Consider the following 17,303-nt stretch of genomic DNA (forward strand, 5'->3'; position numbering starts at 1 on the left):
TATTAGTAAGATGTACTTTTTTAATCAAATTTAGTTTAGAAATGAGTGATTTTCATGTATTTAGATTTAACTAGTAAACAAGCGTTAATTTTAGAATTTATTAAAGATCAACTTGTTGCAAAGGGATATCCACCTTCAGTAAGGGAGATATGCACTGCTGTAGGATTAAGATCTACATCAACTGTTCATTCTCATCTAAACAAGCTTGAACAATTGGGATATATAAGAAAAGACCCTAGCAAGCCTAGAGCTATTGAGGTTCTAGATGGAAATAGATTTGGACAAGAATATGGTTTTAATCAAGAAATTATTAAATTACCATTAATAGGCCAAATTACAGCTGGGGAACCTATATTAGCTTCTCAAAATATAGAAGAATATATTCCACTTCCTGTTAATTTAATAAAAGGAAATGATAACTTTGTCCTAAAAGTTAAGGGAGAAAGTATGATAAATGCAGGAATTTTAGATGGAGATTTTGTTATAGTTGATAAAAAAAATACAGCATCTAATGGTCAAATAGTTGTAGCTCTTGTAAATAAGGAATCTGCTACTGTTAAAAGATTTTTTAAAGAAAAAGATACAATAAGACTTCAGCCAGAAAACGACTTCATGCAACCTATAATGTTAAATGATAAAGAAGTAGATGTTATAGGATTAGTAACAGGTGTCTTTAGAGTTATAAAATAAAAAGCTGTCTATTTTAAAAGACAGCTTTTTATTTTATAATAAACTATGTATTAAGCTAATTCTAAAGCAATCTTCATCATTTTAGTAAAAGCAATTTGTCTGTCATGAGATGAACATTCTTCTCCTGTAAATGGACAATCTGAAATAGTTAATATACATAAAGCATTTACTCCTGCTCTTGCTGCATTCATATATAATGCTGCTGCTTCCATTTCTGCACATAATACACCCATTTTCTTCCAAGAAGCTAAATTATCAAGTCCTGCATCGCTATAGAATATATCACTTGAAAGTATGTTTCCTACTGTAACTTCTGTACCTTGACTAGCTGCTATGTTAACAGCTCTTTGTAATAAGTTAAAGTTAGCTATAGGAGCAAAGCTTCCTGGTAAATTATATTGATATGCATAATTTGAATCAGTACAAGTACCCATACCAATAACTACATCATGAAGTTTTAATTTATCACTTATAGCACCTGCAGAACCTATTCTTATTAGATTTTTAACACCATAGAAGTTTATAAGTTCATAAGAATATATTCCTATAGAAGGCATACCCATACCTGATCCTTGTACTGATATTTTCTTGCCTTTATAATATCCAGTATATCCATACATACCTCTAACTGTATTATATTGAACAGCATCTTCTAAAAAAGTCTCTGCTATAAATTTAGCTCTTAATGGATCTCCTGGTAGTAGTATAGTTTCAGCTATATCTCCTACTACTGCATTATTATGCGGTGTTGGTACTGGTGATTTACTCATGTTTTTTCCTCCCTTAAGTTTATAAAATTTACAATAAATATTTATACATATTATAACACTTTTTACATCTTATTATTGAAAAATTTTCCTTTATTGATATTTTAAAGTAACAATATACATTTTGGAATTTTACGAACAATTTTCGAGGGTTACTTTTTATAACTCCGGGTATTTTTAGCATTTTAACGAATTATATCATTGATAAAATAGTTTATCATACGTTAATAAGCATACAATCGCAAAACAATTTATATATTTTTTAATAATAAAAAAAGATTTATAAATAATTCAGCATAATAATGTATATTTATGCATAGCTTTCTATTTTTTGATGTAGATTACATTATTGTAATTATAAATATTTGTTGCATTTAGTAGACTTTTTAGGGTATAAACTATACTATTAAGTTAGTAAATTACATTTTAGTATTAACTTTAGGGGGATGAAAATTAAAGGGGGCATGTTTATGTATGAATTAACTGAGGATGAAAAACAGTTTACTGAAAAGGTAGAAAATGACTCTACAAATTTTAAAAATGAAGTGAGTTATTTACATCAAGTAAAACGTGATGATTATGTAATGTCAGTTGTTAAAAATGATAAAAATAAGATATATATTTTAAATAGTATTATATAATATAAAAAGAATTCGGCTATTAATGTAGACCGAATTCTTTTATATTAATCCATATTTATTTCATATTTAATTTCAACACGTCGAGAAGCTTCTCTATTTACAGTATCGTCATTATTTTTTATCAGTTCAGATTTAGATCTGCCTATAGCTACTATATTTTTAATCAATTTATCTTTATACTTATACTCTCCTATTTCTTCACCTATTATAAATTTTACAACATTAAAAGCCCTTCTTTGTGATAAATCTAAGTTATAAATATAGCTTGCAACATCGTCAGTATGACCTTCTATTATTATTTTAGATATATAATCTCCATAATCTTTGTAAATCGTTTCTATATACCTAGGAATAAATATTTTAAGCATATCTTTAGCTTCTGGTTTTAATTCATCACTATCTACATCAAACATGGTTTTTTCTCCAAAAGTAACCTGACCTGTCTTTTTATCTACTATAACGGGAATTCCATTTTCTTTTAAGGTTTCTTTAACTGAACTGTTCACATTATCTGCTAAATCTTGTTTCACAGAACCTGAAATACTTTGAGAACTAAATAAAATTAATATAACTACCATTAATACAGTAGATAATAAATCAGTAAAAGTAGGCCAAAAGCTACTTGATTCAAATTCTTTATTTATAGTCCTTCTATATTTATTTATCATTTAAATCATCCTCACCAAAATTTTTTATAATAGCATAACTCTTTTGATTTTTCGGAGATTCATCTTCTATTTCATATATTTCCTCATCTATTAAAGGTACTATATAGTTATCATAATTCTCAGAATTAGAATATTTAATGTTTGTAGCTTCTTTGTATAAATCTAAATAACTAAACATCATATCTAGCTTTTCTCCTATATCATTTGATGTATTATCTATGATATTGCTAAGCTCTTTTACTGAATTGTCTAATGATAATTGTTCTGTACAAACGTCTTTTTGAGTATTTAGTATACTATCCTCATGTTTTATCAATTTAGTAAGTAAATCTTGAACACTTCGTTCATATAATCCAAATATACTACTTAAATTTCTTATATATTCTTTCACCTTATATTGGCTTTCTGAAGATTCATAGATATTTTTAGATGATTCTTTCATCTCTAAAAGTATCTCCCTATTTATGTCATCTTGATTATCATATTTATCAAACATTTTATTAAATTTCAAATTTAAAATACTAAATTGTTTATCTAACTTTCTTACACTTTGATCAAATGTCTTAATAGAAGTTCTAGAACCATCTAATAATCCCTTTAATGTTTCTATTCCATTAATAAATTCATCATTGAAATCATTTAAATCTTTTGATATTTTATCGAATCTTTCTATAGCTTCAATTGATTTACTTATTTGTTTAATAGTATTTTTAACTTCTTCTATTTTTAAATCTAAACGTTCAGATTTAATATGAGTAGATTCACAAGTTAATATATTTTCTAATTTTAGCATTAATTGAATTAAAATATGTTCACAATCATTTAACTTAATTATAAAATTAATTAATATAGAACAAATTATACCAAAAATACTAGTTGTAAATGCAGTTTGCATACTACTGATAGTCTTAGGAAGCGAATTTATAATATCATTTGTATCAACACTTAATAACATCATAGAAAGCCCAACAAATGTACCTAAAACGCCTAATAATATGCAAATTGAAGATGAATTTTTAATGTTTTTTATTTCCTCAATTATAAATTTATTTTTATGTTTAAAATCAGAAGCTAATTCTTCTATAAAAGATGTCATATTTATATCTGAATAAGGATTTTGTGCTTGATAATTGTTATATGTATTTTTTGAATTAATATAAATTCTGCTATTTTTAAAATTGTTATTTAAATCTGTTAATTCCTTATTTATAAATATATAAAGATTTTTATTTTCTACAATTTTTACTATAGAATAAGCTATTGTTAATACTAAAAATATTATTGTAACAGGATTTTTTAATATGGTACTCATTATCATCCCCTACCTTATAATTTATTTTATCTATAATTTATATGTCCTAATTTTAAAAAAAATACAAAAAATAATAAAGTAGCCTAATTAAATTAACTGGCTACTTTATTTTAAGATACTATTTTTATACCTTGCCTACATTCTTCTACTGTTATGGGTTTTATCTATAAAATAATTCAGATAACTAAAAGTTATATGTTTTATTGTAGGAAAGTATTTTAATAGATTTTAATCTTAATAAACAATATGAAGATTCTGATAGTTTTGTTACAATATTTTCATATAAAAAGCAATGTATTTAAATGGTTTTTAAGCCTTATTAAATTTTATTGTGATAGTTTGTGTCATATAATCTTGAAAACTCTTTAAAATCTAAAATACGCCCTTTTAAGATATTTAACTCATTTTAACTAAAAACAAGTTAAATATAATTATATTATGTTAACTTATTTCGAATAAGTTTATTATAATTATATTATGTTAACTAAACTTAAGCTTATAATTTAAAAATTAAAATTTAAGATTAGTACTTTACGTATCTAGTATTATAGATTTCCATAATGCAAAAAACTCCCTTGTATAAAAAATGGGTACAAAATCCATTTTAGATTTTGATGTAAAAAATGATACATTTTTATATTTATTTCTTTTAGCTAAAATATAGCTTCTTAAACTATGGAAATCTGTAGTTACAACTTTTATGTACAAGTTTTCAATATTATTTTTACTATGTTTTTCAATTTTATCTTTTGAATATTTAAAGTTTTCATATGTATTTGTAGATTTCTCTTCCATAATTATACGATCTGTTTTTATTCCGTAGTTTACTAAATAATTTTTCATTGCTAAAGCTTCAGATATATTTTCCTTATCACCTTTTCCTCCAGATACTACTATATAACACTTGTCTTTAGTTTTATTCAAGTAACTTATAGCACTATCTAATCTTAATTTAAGAGTTAAACTTGGAGTTGTATTTTTAACTGAAGCTCCTAATATTATTAAATAATCACAGTTATCTTTAGTATTATTTTTAGGATATATTATTATAAGACTTTCACATACTATAAATGTAATTAAGCCTATAAACATAAATTTCTTAAATAACTTCTTAGTTTTATCATAAATTTTAATCTTACTTTTAGCATAATGATATATCACTAAAATAAATCCCATAAATAAAAATAATTCATTAAAATTTAAATTTCCATATTTGATTTTTATGTAGAAGTTATATGCTATTAACATTATTCCTATAATTAAATCTGTATATTTTCTCATATTCACGTCCTTTTACTTATTTTAAATAGTATAATTATATGGTTATTGAACTTTATTAAAATAAAAATTGTAATACATCATATTATAATATAACTTATTAATTTATTACATATCTAGCTTCGTTTTTAGAAATAATAAATATATATATTTATCTGTACAGGAGGAAATTTTATGACAAAAAAACAAAAAGATAAAATTATTGATCAAACAACATTTCTTGGTCCATATGATGATCAATACTATGAAATTAAAGGTAATTTAGATATAGAGGATAGTACAGACAGTGAAACTACTAATATATTAGACTTTAGAGTTACCAACTCTAAAAATTCATATCCTTTGAATAAATCACATGATGGTAATACAAAAACAAAATAAGTAAAATAAATAACCTATAGCTTAGAATGACATATATTCATACCAAGCTATAGGTTAACTACAATTAAATATTCAAATCATTAACTTCTTTTTCTTCTGCTTTATATAAACTAGTTATTATTATGTATCCTAATATTACATTACAAATCACCATTAAGTTATCATTTGCAAGTATTTTCATTATAATATCTGGTACAGATATTCCATCAATAAGTAATAGATTTAAAGGTAATGCAAATATTAAAGAAGGAACACCTACAATTACTATTTTACTTATATTTACTGTCCACTTGCCTATCTTTTTACGTTCTTTCATAAAATATTCAAGGCCTAATATAGCTCCTATAGTTCCATAGGATACTATATATAAAATCGAATAATATATAAATTTACTTTCTTTAAATTGATAAAATTGAGCATAGTACATTTTAGTTACTTTTAAACCTAAATATGAGAAACAAAAAATAGAAACAATATAAAATAGATACTTTTTCCAAGGCTTTATATTCATAATTACTCCCCTTTACAATAAATTAATAATTTAAAATTCTTATAACACCTCTTTTCTAAAAATTATAAATTATAAATTTTATTTTTAAAAAACTATATGTATACTTGTTTATAAGTTTTATATTTCTACTTTTTTTCTTTAACTCCTTTTAAATTTTAATCATAGTTTATTTTTTTTAATTTTGCATTTTAAAATACAATTAAATTCGACATTTTCATATAAAACATATCAAAAAATATATTTAGAAAGTAAAAAAAAGAGTTGAATCAAAATATGTTTATATTTGACTTAACTCTTTCATTTTTATTCATTAATTTTATTGTTTAACTCAACTTGTTTTTTTATAATTTCTAATTGTTGCTTACTTTGATTTATTTTTGAGCCTATAACCTCTAATTTTGCTTGAAGAGATGATTTATCTTTTTCGTTTTGAGCATTTTTAATACCTTCTTCTGTTTGAGTATACATCATTTCAAGCATTTTAATTTGCTTATTTATTTTATCATATATTACTTGTGGATTTTTATATAAATCTTCAGTCTTTTTATCAAAGGTACTTAATATTTTGAAATAGACAAAACTTATTGATATATTAATTACTAAGTCAAATACAAGTGTGTTCATATTATTTGTAATATATATAGCAGCTATAAAAGATAACATATTAAATATAAATATGCTATTTAATAATTTTCTATTTTCTCTAAACTTAGTAAAGTCTTTTGACTTCATAAATTTATATGGTAGTACTATAGTTAATATAGGTGTTAATAAAAGTATATTCATTTCAAACATAGAATATACAATACAAAACATGATTAAAAAATTTGTAGCTCTAGTTGCTGAATCTATTCTTTTCACAATATCAATCTCCTTTTAAAGATACATTTTTTTATTTTTAGATTGTAAAGAGTATATTACTACATCTTAATTAAATATTCAAGATTATTTTTCATATTATTGACATTTATAAATAAAAGCGTAAAATATACCAATAAAGATTAATTACATATTACAAATGAAACAAATATAATAAGGAGTTATATTATGCCAAGTTTAATATTAGAAGGCGGAACCTTTCGCCCTATTTTCAGTGCAGGAGTTATGGATGCTTTATTAGATAATGATATAATGTTTGATTATGTTATAGGCGTATCAGCGGGCATTACTAATGGTTTTTCCTATATTTCAAAACAAAAAAGGCGTAACCTAGATTTGTTATTAAAATATAGAAATGATAAAAGATATATTGGAGCAAAAAATTTCTTAAAATGTAAAAGTATATTTGGTTTGGATTTTGCGTATGATGAAATTCCAAACAAATTATTTCCATTTGATTGGGAAACCTTTTATAAGTATAATGGTAAAATCTTAGTAGGCGTAACTAATGCAAAAACAGGTAAAATAGAATATAAAAATGGAGTGGAATTAGATACTAAATGTACTATGCTAAGAGCTACTTGTGCTATTCCTTTATTATTTCCAACTATAGAAATAGATGGAAATAATTACTATGATGGTGGGCTTTGCGATCCTATTCCAATAAAAAAAGCTATTTCTGATGGCAATAAAAAACACTTAATAATACTTACAAGAGATAAAGATTATATTAAAATGCTAACTAATCAAAATAAAGTTGCAGCTAAGATAGTAAAAAATAAATATCCTAAATTAGAAAGTGTACTTTTAAATCGCCATATAGAATATAATAAAACCGTTCAATTTTGTAATGAATTAGCTAAAACCAATCAAGTCGTTTTAATTAGACCTCAAAAACCTATTAACAGCTTTGAAAAAGATTCTAATAAATTACAAGAAGCTTATTATGAAGGTTATAATTCTGTTATTAAAAATCTAGATGATATTAAAGGATTATTTTTATAAGTAACTTTAAAACAGTTTAATCATATTATTAAATATAATTTTGCAGTGATTAATTTTTCACTGCAAAATTTATATCTATTTCTTGATATTATTAACCCCTTCATTTAATAAAGGTAAATATATAACTACTAACAACAACCTTTGCCACAATCCAATTAAAGAACTTGGTACTAAAAATAAGATAAATAGAACTAAAGATAATATGAATAAAACAATACACATTATACTACCGATAAAATTAGAATCTCTAAAATATATAGCGGATATTATTAACGATACTAATGCCAATGCTGTAAATCCTATTCCTGAACCTATCGAATGAATTTGTGAATATGTACTAAATATCGATGATATTATACAATCTCCAATAGCAAATGTTGATACTAATATAAATACAACTAAACTAAATAATTTATATACTCTATTATAGTTCTTATATAAATTAAATGCAGATATTAATAATAATGTCCCCACTATCATAAGCCATGCATTATAATAACTTTTAACAGGACTATTTGGATTTCCTAATATACTCATAACATCTCTAATCTGGCTATAATTAGGATAAAACAAGCCTAAAATATATGGTACTATAACATCTCCTACTATAGCTATAATAAGTAAAATCCAACTTAATTTGCTACCCCAAAAACTCATTTTATCACCGCCAAATCAAATGATTAATATAAATTGTTCCTATAATAAAATATTATGTAAAAATATATTTTATTATTCTTTTATGAAAAAATATATTTTATCAAATCTAAAACATTATTTTTTATAAAATACAAATACTAAGTGTATTATTTGTATTTTATAAAATACATCGCATTTTTCGACACATTTTTACATAAATAATGTTATAATATACATCATCAGATTTAGTAAATATTTTATACATGTTATAATTAAATTACTTGAACTAATTTAAATAAAAGGAGATTCAAATTATGGATATAGGTTCTATAGATTTTCAAATAAACTTATTAAAAAAGATATTTGATTTAATAAGAATAGTTGATCCAATAAACAATAAAGTTATTTCAGTTACCTGTAATAAATCTATTGATAAAATACATAATAAAAATTGTTATAATTTTTGGAATCATAATCAAATGTGCAAAAACTGTATTTCATTAAAAGCATATAATGAAAAAGAGACTTTAATAAAATTTGAACATTTAGGTGATAAAACATACTTAGTAATGGCGACACCTATCGTTGATGATGATAGTACTTATGTTGTTGAGAGTATAAAAGACATTACTGATAGTAAAATTATAAGTGACTCTCAAAATATTGATCTCGTTTTGCTGTATAAAGGAGTAGAAAACATTAATAAACTAGCATTTACAGATGAACTAACAGGAGCGTATAATCGTAGGTACATAAATGAAAAATTACCTAAAGATATACTTAAAAGCCAAAAGAATAGCACTCCTTTATCTTTAGTAATGATGGATATAGACTGCTTTAAAAATATAAATGATAACTACAATCATGCTGTTGGAGATTATGTTTTAAAAGAAACAATTAAAATTATATCTAAGAATATTCGATTGAATAGTGATTGGATTGCTAGATACGGAGGAGAAGAATTTATAATAGTATTTAAAAATGCAAATATAGATATAGCTTATATGCTCGCAGAAAGAATTCGAAATGCAATTCAAAATTATGAATTTATATACAATAATATTAAAATTCAAGTTACTGCAAGTTTTGGAATTAGTAGTATTTCAAAAAAAATTAGTACAAAAGATTTACTATTAAATGATGCAGACAAATATTTATATCATGCTAAAATAAATGGCAGAAATCGAGTTGAAAAATAATAAAAGAGATGAGCTTTGGAACTCATCTCATCTCTTTTGTATTATAGTTATTAATATTTATTCTAAAATCTTAGATATTTACTTACATTTTGAATACGATTAGTATACTTTTTTAAGTATGCTTTATTTTTATTTATAAATCTTATAAAAATAAGGCAACCTATTATAAATAAAATAGCACCTATTATAAAATATATAATAATATCATTTAAAGTCAGGTTCATTATATCCTTATTATTACTATAAGGATGTGATATTATAGACGGTAAGCTAACTATTAAATTATTTAAAAAGTGAACCAGCATAGGTATTAAAATATTTTTATATTTTAAATATAATATACAATTAGCTATGCCAAATACTATTGCCCCAATTATACTCAAATTTGTATGAAGCATTCCAAATATTAAAGAAGATACTATCATTGATGTCCAAATGCTAAACTTTTTAGATAGCCTTTTAAATATAATTGCTCTAAATATCAATTCTTCTACAATAGGAGCACTTATAACACTAAATAACATAGAAATAACAAGGTCTTTTACTGATAAAATTTCCTCTGCAGATTCATTTAAAAGTTCATTAAATATATTAGGATTAATTAAATAAACTATTGCTAATAATAAAAATACCGTTCCCATAGAAAAACATATTTGAGTAAAAACTACAGATAATACTTCTTTTATATCAACTTTATTTTTAAAATCTTTATATAAAAATTTAAAATTATTTATAGTTACTCTAAACGAATAAATCAACATAATAAATAAAATAATATTAGTTCCTAAAGCTAATAAATTATCTTCCAAAAAACTGTCTATATCGCAAATTTTTAATGAATTTAATATTAGTCCTAAACCAATAAGTATAAAGATTGTAATTATGTACATTAATAAAATTTGTATAATTTTTACTTCTTTAAATTTAATACTTGAATTCAAAAACTATTCCCCCTTTAATATGTAAAATCGCTTTTAAAAAAATTCACTCTCATAATATTATTTATGTTTTATCTTGTCAGCTATACTAACTTTTTATGATAAATAAAAAAATCAAGGTATTATATCATATATATAAATTTGATATAGTTACCTTAACTTTTAATGTAATCTACTTACATTTTTCTTCCCATTTCTTTAATTTACATTTATAAATGTGTTCTACATCAACATTGTCATTTACCTGACTTATAATAGAACTTGCAACTATTATTACATCCAAACATTCTTCTATTACATCTTCTTTAGTTTTATTTTTATACTCACATCCATTAGCTTTTACATAACTAAGAATTGCCTCTGAAACTTCTCCATTTTCTTCTGATAATTTTAAAGCTCTTTCTATTAATGTTTTACTATCTAATGCTGTTAATTTTTTTATAACATTAAAATCAATCATAATATATATCTCCTCAATATTTAAATTTATTATTCAATAGGTATTAATAAAAACAAATTTAACCATATTATATATAAAAATCAAATAAATGTAAAATTTCTAATTAAATAAAATCACTTATTTAAAAATTAAATAAAAACAATTGATATTTTTTTATTAAGTAGTAAAATCAAATTATGTTAAAATTTATTTTATTATAATTTGATAAGGAGAAAAATATTGAAAATAAGTGAAATTAAGATAGTATTTATTAACGGAAATGAAAAAATAATTGATAAAAATAGTATTAAAAACTTCTACTCTCTAATAAACTGGATGAATTCATTTAATAATAATGATTCTGTTGCTACATTAACTTTATCTGGTAGAGATTTAGGAAGTACTTTTTCAGTAAGTAAATATACAATTAAGTCCATTGAACCTTTAAAATAAAATAAAATAAAAGCACACAGCCTTTTAATAAGACGTGTGCTTTTATTTTATTTTAAATTATCTAAATAACGATTAAAATTGTTACTTCCACAAGTAGGACACGTTGTTGAAACTCTTACATTGTAATCTCCACTACATGTAGTAATTGGTTCAGATGTAGCTTCTACTATAACTTCATGATTATCCTTATCGTATACTTTTCCATCTTGAGTAAAAACCTCTACATCACATGTATATACTTTTTTTTCACCTTTATGTGGTTTTTTATATTCCACATCAAAAATAGATTGACAACTCCAACATTTAAAACCTTTATACAACTTAAACATCGCCTTTCACACATTTTAATATATTATTAAGTTTATCTTAATAAATTTCTATATCTTAACATATGAAACCTTCTTAAATATCTAAATTAATTATTTCCAATACTCAGTTTCTATTCCTATATCCTCAGATACAAACTTCTTTCCATCTGTTTTTTCATAGTGATCTAATACCTTTAAAATTATCTTTCTACCTACTATGAGTATTGGTATATTGGCATAAACAACCATTATATTTACCATATCTGATATATACCACACATTACCAAGCTCTAGCCCTGCTAAAACACATAAAACCCCAAATGGAACAAATATTATTGAACCTAATCCTCTTATTACCATTATAAACTTATTATCTCTTGTTATACGATTTGCTGATATTTCTGCAAATAATACAAGACCTATCAATGTTGTAAATGCAAACATTGCATAGCATAATGATAATATTGCATTTATAAAGCTATCCCATCCAACTCCTGGAACCAAATGTGCAACAGAAGTTGTATAAACTGTTATTTTTGATTCTCTTACAGCTTCCCATGCTACACCAGCTTCACCAGTCCATATATGAGCCATTACTATTAAAAATCCTGTCATAGTGCATATTATCATAGTATCTAAAAATACTCCTATAGCTTGAATAAATCCTTGCTCACATGGATGGTCATTTTCACATGTTGAAGCTGCCATAGTTATAGTACCTTGACCAGCTTCATTAGACATTAGACCTCTTTTTACACCATGAGCTAAGCACATACCAAATCCGCCTCCAAATATTGCCTCTGGGGTAAACGCACCCTTAAATACCGATATGAAGAAAAATGGTATTAAACGAGCATTTATAAGTATAATAGATATTACAATTAATCCATATACACAAGCCATTATTGGAACTAATTTATCAGTTACTCTAGTAACACCTTTTATTCCTCCAAATACTGTAAGTGCTACAGAAATTATTATACATATACCAATTACATAATATACTATTGATTGTCTATCATATGTTTGATGAGTTATATTCTCAATAGTTGAGGCTAAAGAAGTGTATAAATTAAAAGTTTGACCTGGTAAATTAAATAATGCATAAATTATAAATATACATGATAAAAATATTCCTACCCAACATTTATTTCCAAATATTTTTCTACCGTAAAATGGAAGTCCTCCTACAAATTCTTTATCTTTTCTTTCTTTAAATAATTGTGCAAGAACAGCTTCTGAAAATGCTATAGACATTCCAAAGAAAGCAGATACCCACATCCAAAATATAGCACCTGGACCTCCTACTGACACTGCATAAGTTACACCTATAATATTTCCTGGACCTATTCTCATGGCAGAACTAAGTAAAAAAGCTGCAAATGGACTTATACCTATATCTCCCGTCTTCTTTTTTAAAATACTCTTTAATCCTGTTTTAAATCTTCTTACTTGAACAAATTTTGTTTTAAATGAAAAATATATACCCGTTCCAACAAGCAGTAAAATAGAAAATGCAAAGTTACCTAATATTGGGATATTAGTATACCATTCAAAATTTGTTGGAAAATTCCACATGAAGTCTGATATAGGAACTATAAATTCAAAAAAGTTATTAACACTATTGAACAAGCTTTCCAAATATTTTCCCCCTTTGTAAGCATATAAAAATATACTTTTTTATAATATATGCTCGCATTGTTAATTTTATAATTTTTTTAATATTTTCATATGAGTAAAATATATTACTATAAAATTAAAAAACACGATAATGCTCATTTGCATAATCGTGTTTTTATTTTATGTATAAATAATACTGTTAATTTAAATTTTCCCAAACATATGTTGTTGTAGGAGATAATTTAGAATGATCTACTTTACATTCATAAACTTTGTTTTCATACATTACTATATCACCTACAGAGTACTTTGTACTTTTTTCCCACTTAGGAATCTCTACTTTATTCCAAACGTACTTTATCGTAGGAGATAATCTTGAATGATCTACTTTGCATATATAAATATTTCCGTTATATACAATTTTATCACCTACAAAGTATTTTGTATTGCTTTTCCATTTAGTAACTTTACTTAATTTTGTTTCAGTTAAATTAACTACCTTATTAACAGTATAATTGTTATTAGCCTTAGTTTCTACTTTGGTAGCTGCACTTACACTATTAGTTCCTGCAATCGTTAATATTGTAGCTGCTGCTAATGCATATATTCTTCTTGATTTCATGGATAAATTCCCCCTAAAATAATATTTTTAGAAAATCTGTTATATCAATAACTTCGCATGTTCAAGATGTCTAAATATAAAACATATTTATTCTATTCCTTTGATTTAAATCATTTACCCTCAACAAAACCATATCATACGTGCTTAAATTAATCAATATATAATCTGTATCACAAGCACAAATAAAATACCGCATCACTCATTTGTGATACGGTTAAACATACTTTATATGTGAAGCTTATTTATATTTATATTTGTATTTGTATTTATATCTATTTTTCTTTAATTATTTAGTATTATTTCTTATATGTGCTGCCACCTTAACATCTTCTCTTTTTATATGGTTAATTATCCAGTTTCCAACTTTACTATTAACTTCACCAACTAAAACAATACTTGGTCCATTTGCTAAAATCTTTTCACGTATGCTTTCAACAGTATCTATAAAACTTTGATGGTACTTTTTATGATTATTGTAATCAGGGTAGTTATATTTTTTTTGCAAAACTTCTTCATGTGCAAAATGAGTTTTTGTATAAGAAGATAAAAAGTTTACTGTTTTTTCTATTTCAGCTCTACCCTTACCTGTACTACAAGCTTCTAACAAATTATTGATTGCTTTTATCAATTCTTTATGTTCTGTATCAATTTGCATGTTACCTGTTTGTAAATCATTAGACCAGTTATATGCCATCTTTTGTCCTCCTAAAATATGTCCCTATTGAAGTATTTTTTTTAATATTAATAAAAATAATACCATCATATTCCACTAAAGTCAAACTTAATTTATACGTTATTTATTATATCGTTCATATATTAAGTTCAACAGAAAAATCCCCGACATTTCTGCCGAGGACTTCAATTATAAAAGATTATTAATATTTTATATAAGACCTTCTGATTGATAAGTTTTTAAAAGCTTAATTATATAACTTAATGTACAGAAATCCTTATCTACGTTTTCTTTAATAAGGTTAAATCCTTTTATTAGAGTTGCTTCATCAAAACTATCTAAAAGTATCATCATACTTATAGGGCTAACACCACCAGTTTTTACATCTAATACTCTTGCAAACTTTATATACTCATTAGTCATTGCAGCTTTAACAGCATTTTCAAGTTCTTCACTAATCTCTAATTCTGGCATTTCCTCAAATATTTTAACATCTTCATTTGATAAATTTAAATTAATTGCTTTATCTATATCTGTAGATACAAATATAACATTTTTAAATTCTGCTCCTTTAAAATCTACACCTTCTAAATTCACTGAATCAAATACTGTATTTTCAAATTTAACTTGTTTAAACTTACTCTTTTTAAAATTTGTGGCAACAAATTCAGCAGATTCAAATGTACATTCATAAAAATCACATGATTTAAATTGTGCACCTCTAAAGCTTGTATAATTAAAATTAGAGCTTGAAAAATCACAATTATAACAATTGCTTCTTCTTAAATCTTTGTACATAAAATTCTTATTTATTTTTTTTATATTATTATAGTTAAACTTATCATTTGGTCTTTTGCTTATAGCCATACTTACCTCCATCTAAAATAGATTATATTTTAGTTCATTATATTCTTATTTTTATTTTAATAATATCTAATAAAAAACTCTTGTATCAAAAGATATAAGAGTTTGATTTTATACTTTATTGGTTGCAAGCTTCTAGATTCTCCACTCACAGGTATTGTGTTATTTTATTTCTTATACTTCAGAATAACATACAAAATATATTATAGCAAATTTATTTTGTATATATTTATTCTCCTATTTCTTTTTTCTTAAGTAAATAAAATATAATATGTTTTATTTATATCTTAATATTAGGCGTGATGTTTTACAAGTGAAAAACCGTATCATTTACTTGTGATACGGTTCTTCATTAATATACAAATGAAATTATTTTCACTAACTTATTATCTTACCAGAACTTTTCAAATGCATTTGAAAAGTTTTAATATTTTAGTTTATTAATACATTTTCTTTATTACATAGCTCTAGCAGGAAATATTGCATCTAAAATTCCAATAACTATAGCTGCTAATATTGATCCTATAATAGATACACTCATATTAGGAACTAAAAACTGTGCCACGTATATTATTATCACTGCAATTACAAATCCTTTTATTCCTTTTCCAAAAGGAGATGCATCAACTCCCATAAGTGATTCTACTAAAAAATCTAATCCGGATATTACAATAGCAGCTATTAAATATGACCATATTCCATTGATTATAAATCCTGGAGTTACAATTGATGTTATTTTTAAAATAATTGCAACTAATATGAATCTTCCTATCCATCTTATTAAACTACCATTGTTTTCTCTTTTTTTATCATTATCATCTTCCATAAAATCTACTCCTTTAATAAAGTAATAGTTTATTTGTTTTGCACAAAGTTTTTTAGCTTATTATCTAATTAATTTGTAATTATTAAATAATATATTTCTAACTAAATCCTCAGTAACAGTTAAATAATTAGATATACATAATAAATAAAGATATATACATTTATCTCTTATATTTATTTTTTTATCTTACAGTTATATTGACCACTATATTCAATAATATTCAATTTTATACAATTAATCTAAATTAGAGGATAATGTATTCTTTTTCTATTAAATCATCATCCCTTAAATTTTTTAAAATTCATCTTCATATTCTTTAAAAAACTCATAATATGTACGTACATTCCCTAATTTTGTCCACTTTTTTATATCAACTGGACTTTCATCAAGATCATATATTTTAGCTCCTCTTAAAGCAAGTATAAATGGTGAATGTGTTGATATGATGAACTGGCATCCCAAAAATCGTGTAGCATCTTCAATAAATTTAACCAACTCTACCTGACGTTTTGGAGAAAGACTATTTTCAGGCTCATCTAATATATATAATCCATTTTCTCCTATCTTTTCAATAAAATATCGAAATGCATTTT

22 protein-coding genes are annotated in these 17,303 nt (G+C 24.1%); 6 read left to right on the forward strand and 16 right to left on the reverse strand.

Features of this window, described 5'->3' with window-relative positions; all coding sequences use genetic code 11:
- Positions 1-54 precede the first annotated feature (54 nt).
- Complete coding sequence (lexA, locus tag CHF27_RS10680) at positions 55-690, forward strand: transcriptional repressor LexA (protein WP_095405810.1); 636 nt, start codon at positions 55-57, stop codon at positions 688-690.
- A 50-nt stretch (positions 691-740) separates the two neighbouring features.
- Here lexA and deoD read toward each other — a convergent pair whose 3' ends face one another.
- Positions 741-1,460, reverse strand: coding sequence for a purine-nucleoside phosphorylase (gene deoD, locus CHF27_RS10685; protein ID WP_095405809.1), 720 nt, complete (start codon positions 1,458-1,460; stop codon positions 741-743).
- 467 nt (positions 1,461-1,927) lie between these two features.
- On the opposite strand from deoD, the gene CHF27_RS14230 reads away from it, so the two are divergent.
- Positions 1,928-2,098: a hypothetical protein gene (locus CHF27_RS14230; RefSeq protein WP_158534752.1), complete on the forward strand. Its 171-nt coding sequence runs from the start codon at positions 1,928-1,930 to the stop codon at positions 2,096-2,098.
- 44 nt (positions 2,099-2,142) lie between these two features.
- On the opposite strand, the gene CHF27_RS10690 is transcribed toward CHF27_RS14230, so the two are convergent.
- From CHF27_RS10690 to CHF27_RS10700, 3 genes are all read right to left on the reverse strand, one after another.
- A complete protein-coding gene (locus CHF27_RS10690) occupies positions 2,143-2,766 on the reverse strand; it encodes an OmpA family protein (RefSeq protein WP_095405808.1) in 624 nt (207 codons plus the stop codon).
- Positions 2,756-4,078: a MotA/TolQ/ExbB proton channel family protein gene (locus CHF27_RS10695; protein ID WP_095405807.1), complete on the reverse strand. Its 1,323-nt coding sequence runs from the start codon at positions 4,076-4,078 to the stop codon at positions 2,756-2,758. Before CHF27_RS10695 ends, CHF27_RS10690 begins: the two co-directional genes overlap by 11 nt.
- Positions 4,079-4,609: 531 nt before the next feature.
- Positions 4,610-5,359, reverse strand: coding sequence for a YdcF family protein (locus CHF27_RS10700; RefSeq protein ID WP_095405806.1), 750 nt, complete (start codon positions 5,357-5,359; stop codon positions 4,610-4,612).
- Between the two features lie 171 nt (positions 5,360-5,530).
- Here CHF27_RS10700 and CHF27_RS10705 point away from each other — a divergent pair, with 171 nt between their 5' ends.
- Positions 5,531-5,737, forward strand: a complete 207-nt coding sequence (locus tag CHF27_RS10705) for a hypothetical protein (protein ID WP_095405805.1) — start codon at positions 5,531-5,533, stop codon at positions 5,735-5,737.
- Between the two features lie 64 nt (positions 5,738-5,801).
- Here the strand turns inward: CHF27_RS10705 and CHF27_RS10710 are convergent, their stop codons facing one another.
- Positions 5,802-6,248 (reverse strand): hypothetical protein, encoded by a 447-nt coding sequence (locus CHF27_RS10710; RefSeq protein WP_095405804.1) that lies wholly within the window; start codon positions 6,246-6,248, stop codon positions 5,802-5,804.
- A 303-nt stretch (positions 6,249-6,551) separates the two neighbouring features.
- Positions 6,552-7,109, reverse strand: a complete 558-nt coding sequence (locus CHF27_RS10715) for a hypothetical protein (RefSeq protein WP_095405803.1) — start codon at positions 7,107-7,109, stop codon at positions 6,552-6,554.
- 186 nt (positions 7,110-7,295) lie between these two features.
- Here CHF27_RS10715 and CHF27_RS10720 point away from each other — a divergent pair, with 186 nt between their 5' ends.
- Positions 7,296-8,132: a patatin-like phospholipase family protein gene (locus CHF27_RS10720; RefSeq protein WP_095405802.1), complete on the forward strand. Its 837-nt coding sequence runs from the start codon at positions 7,296-7,298 to the stop codon at positions 8,130-8,132.
- A gap of 75 nt (positions 8,133-8,207) precedes the next feature.
- On the opposite strand, the gene CHF27_RS10725 is transcribed toward CHF27_RS10720, so the two are convergent.
- Positions 8,208-8,789: a DUF998 domain-containing protein gene (locus tag CHF27_RS10725; protein ID WP_095405801.1), complete on the reverse strand. Its 582-nt coding sequence runs from the start codon at positions 8,787-8,789 to the stop codon at positions 8,208-8,210.
- Between the two features lie 293 nt (positions 8,790-9,082).
- On the opposite strand from CHF27_RS10725, the gene CHF27_RS10730 reads away from it, so the two are divergent.
- Entirely contained in the window at positions 9,083-9,967 is an 885-nt protein-coding gene (locus tag CHF27_RS10730; protein ID WP_095405800.1) for a GGDEF domain-containing protein, read from the forward strand.
- Between the two features lie 62 nt (positions 9,968-10,029).
- Here CHF27_RS10730 and CHF27_RS10735 read toward each other — a convergent pair whose 3' ends face one another.
- Positions 10,030-10,908, reverse strand: a complete 879-nt coding sequence (locus tag CHF27_RS10735; protein WP_095405799.1) for a CPBP family intramembrane glutamic endopeptidase — start codon at positions 10,906-10,908, stop codon at positions 10,030-10,032.
- Between the two features lie 169 nt (positions 10,909-11,077).
- The gene (locus CHF27_RS10740) at positions 11,078-11,365 is read right to left on the reverse strand and encodes a MazG-like family protein (protein WP_095405798.1); all 288 of its coding nucleotides are present in this window, start codon (positions 11,363-11,365) and stop codon (positions 11,078-11,080) included.
- A gap of 219 nt (positions 11,366-11,584) precedes the next feature.
- Here CHF27_RS10740 and CHF27_RS10745 point away from each other — a divergent pair, with 219 nt between their 5' ends.
- On the forward strand, positions 11,585-11,797 hold the full coding sequence (locus CHF27_RS10745; RefSeq protein ID WP_095405797.1) for a hypothetical protein: 213 nt from the start codon (positions 11,585-11,587) through the stop codon (positions 11,795-11,797).
- 47 nt (positions 11,798-11,844) lie between these two features.
- On the opposite strand, the gene CHF27_RS10750 is transcribed toward CHF27_RS10745, so the two are convergent.
- The 7 genes from CHF27_RS10750 to CHF27_RS10780 all read right to left on the reverse strand — a co-directional run.
- A complete protein-coding gene (locus CHF27_RS10750; protein ID WP_095405796.1) occupies positions 11,845-12,117 on the reverse strand; it encodes a hypothetical protein in 273 nt (90 codons plus the stop codon).
- Between the two features lie 99 nt (positions 12,118-12,216).
- Complete coding sequence (locus CHF27_RS10755; RefSeq protein ID WP_095405795.1) at positions 12,217-13,746, reverse strand: alanine/glycine:cation symporter family protein; 1,530 nt, start codon at positions 13,744-13,746, stop codon at positions 12,217-12,219.
- Between the two features lie 178 nt (positions 13,747-13,924).
- Complete coding sequence (locus CHF27_RS10760) at positions 13,925-14,347, reverse strand: carbohydrate-binding protein (protein ID WP_095405794.1); 423 nt, start codon at positions 14,345-14,347, stop codon at positions 13,925-13,927.
- 286 nt (positions 14,348-14,633) lie between these two features.
- The gene (locus CHF27_RS10765) at positions 14,634-15,041 is read right to left on the reverse strand and encodes a bacteriohemerythrin (protein WP_095405793.1); all 408 of its coding nucleotides are present in this window, start codon (positions 15,039-15,041) and stop codon (positions 14,634-14,636) included.
- A gap of 189 nt (positions 15,042-15,230) precedes the next feature.
- Positions 15,231-15,887, reverse strand: coding sequence for a pentapeptide repeat-containing protein (locus CHF27_RS10770; RefSeq protein WP_095405792.1), 657 nt, complete (start codon positions 15,885-15,887; stop codon positions 15,231-15,233).
- A gap of 454 nt (positions 15,888-16,341) precedes the next feature.
- Entirely contained in the window at positions 16,342-16,710 is a 369-nt protein-coding gene (locus CHF27_RS10775) for a phage holin family protein (protein WP_095405791.1), read from the reverse strand.
- 294 nt (positions 16,711-17,004) lie between these two features.
- On the reverse strand, positions 17,005-17,303 hold a 299-nt coding region (locus CHF27_RS10780; RefSeq protein WP_147294084.1), incomplete at its 5' end, for an AAA family ATPase.

The organism is Romboutsia maritimum (genome assembly GCF_002251085.2).
Lineage (GTDB): Bacteria > Bacillota > Clostridia > Peptostreptococcales > Peptostreptococcaceae > Romboutsia_B > Romboutsia_B maritimum.

What these genes read in the sequence shown, in the direction of transcription:
- lexA (WP_095405810.1), top strand. Translation starts at nt 55, where the DNA reads ATGTATTTAGATTTAACTAGTAAACAAGCGTTAATTTTAGAATTTATT.
- deoD (WP_095405809.1), bottom strand. Translation starts at nt 1,460, where the DNA reads ATGAGTAAATCACCAGTACCAACACCGCATAATAATGCAGTAGTAGGA.
- CHF27_RS14230 (WP_158534752.1), top strand. Translation starts at nt 1,928, where the DNA reads ATGTATGAATTAACTGAGGATGAAAAACAGTTTACTGAAAAGGTAGAA.
- CHF27_RS10690 (WP_095405808.1), bottom strand. Translation starts at nt 2,766, where the DNA reads ATGATAAATAAATATAGAAGGACTATAAATAAAGAATTTGAATCAAGT.
- CHF27_RS10695 (WP_095405807.1), bottom strand. Translation starts at nt 4,078, where the DNA reads ATGAGTACCATATTAAAAAATCCTGTTACAATAATATTTTTAGTATTA.
- CHF27_RS10700 (WP_095405806.1), bottom strand. Translation starts at nt 5,359, where the DNA reads ATGAGAAAATATACAGATTTAATTATAGGAATAATGTTAATAGCATAT.
- CHF27_RS10705 (WP_095405805.1), top strand. Translation starts at nt 5,531, where the DNA reads ATGACAAAAAAACAAAAAGATAAAATTATTGATCAAACAACATTTCTT.
- CHF27_RS10710 (WP_095405804.1), bottom strand. Translation starts at nt 6,248, where the DNA reads ATGAATATAAAGCCTTGGAAAAAGTATCTATTTTATATTGTTTCTATT.
- CHF27_RS10720 (WP_095405802.1), top strand. Translation starts at nt 7,296, where the DNA reads ATGCCAAGTTTAATATTAGAAGGCGGAACCTTTCGCCCTATTTTCAGT.
- CHF27_RS10725 (WP_095405801.1), bottom strand. Translation starts at nt 8,789, where the DNA reads ATGAGTTTTTGGGGTAGCAAATTAAGTTGGATTTTACTTATTATAGCT.
- CHF27_RS10730 (WP_095405800.1), top strand. Translation starts at nt 9,083, where the DNA reads ATGGATATAGGTTCTATAGATTTTCAAATAAACTTATTAAAAAAGATA.
- CHF27_RS10740 (WP_095405798.1), bottom strand. Translation starts at nt 11,365, where the DNA reads ATGATTGATTTTAATGTTATAAAAAAATTAACAGCATTAGATAGTAAA.
- CHF27_RS10760 (WP_095405794.1), bottom strand. Translation starts at nt 14,347, where the DNA reads ATGAAATCAAGAAGAATATATGCATTAGCAGCAGCTACAATATTAACG.
- CHF27_RS10765 (WP_095405793.1), bottom strand. Translation starts at nt 15,041, where the DNA reads ATGGCATATAACTGGTCTAATGATTTACAAACAGGTAACATGCAAATT.
- CHF27_RS10770 (WP_095405792.1), bottom strand. Translation starts at nt 15,887, where the DNA reads ATGGCTATAAGCAAAAGACCAAATGATAAGTTTAACTATAATAATATA.
- CHF27_RS10775 (WP_095405791.1), bottom strand. Translation starts at nt 16,710, where the DNA reads ATGGAAGATGATAATGATAAAAAAAGAGAAAACAATGGTAGTTTAATA.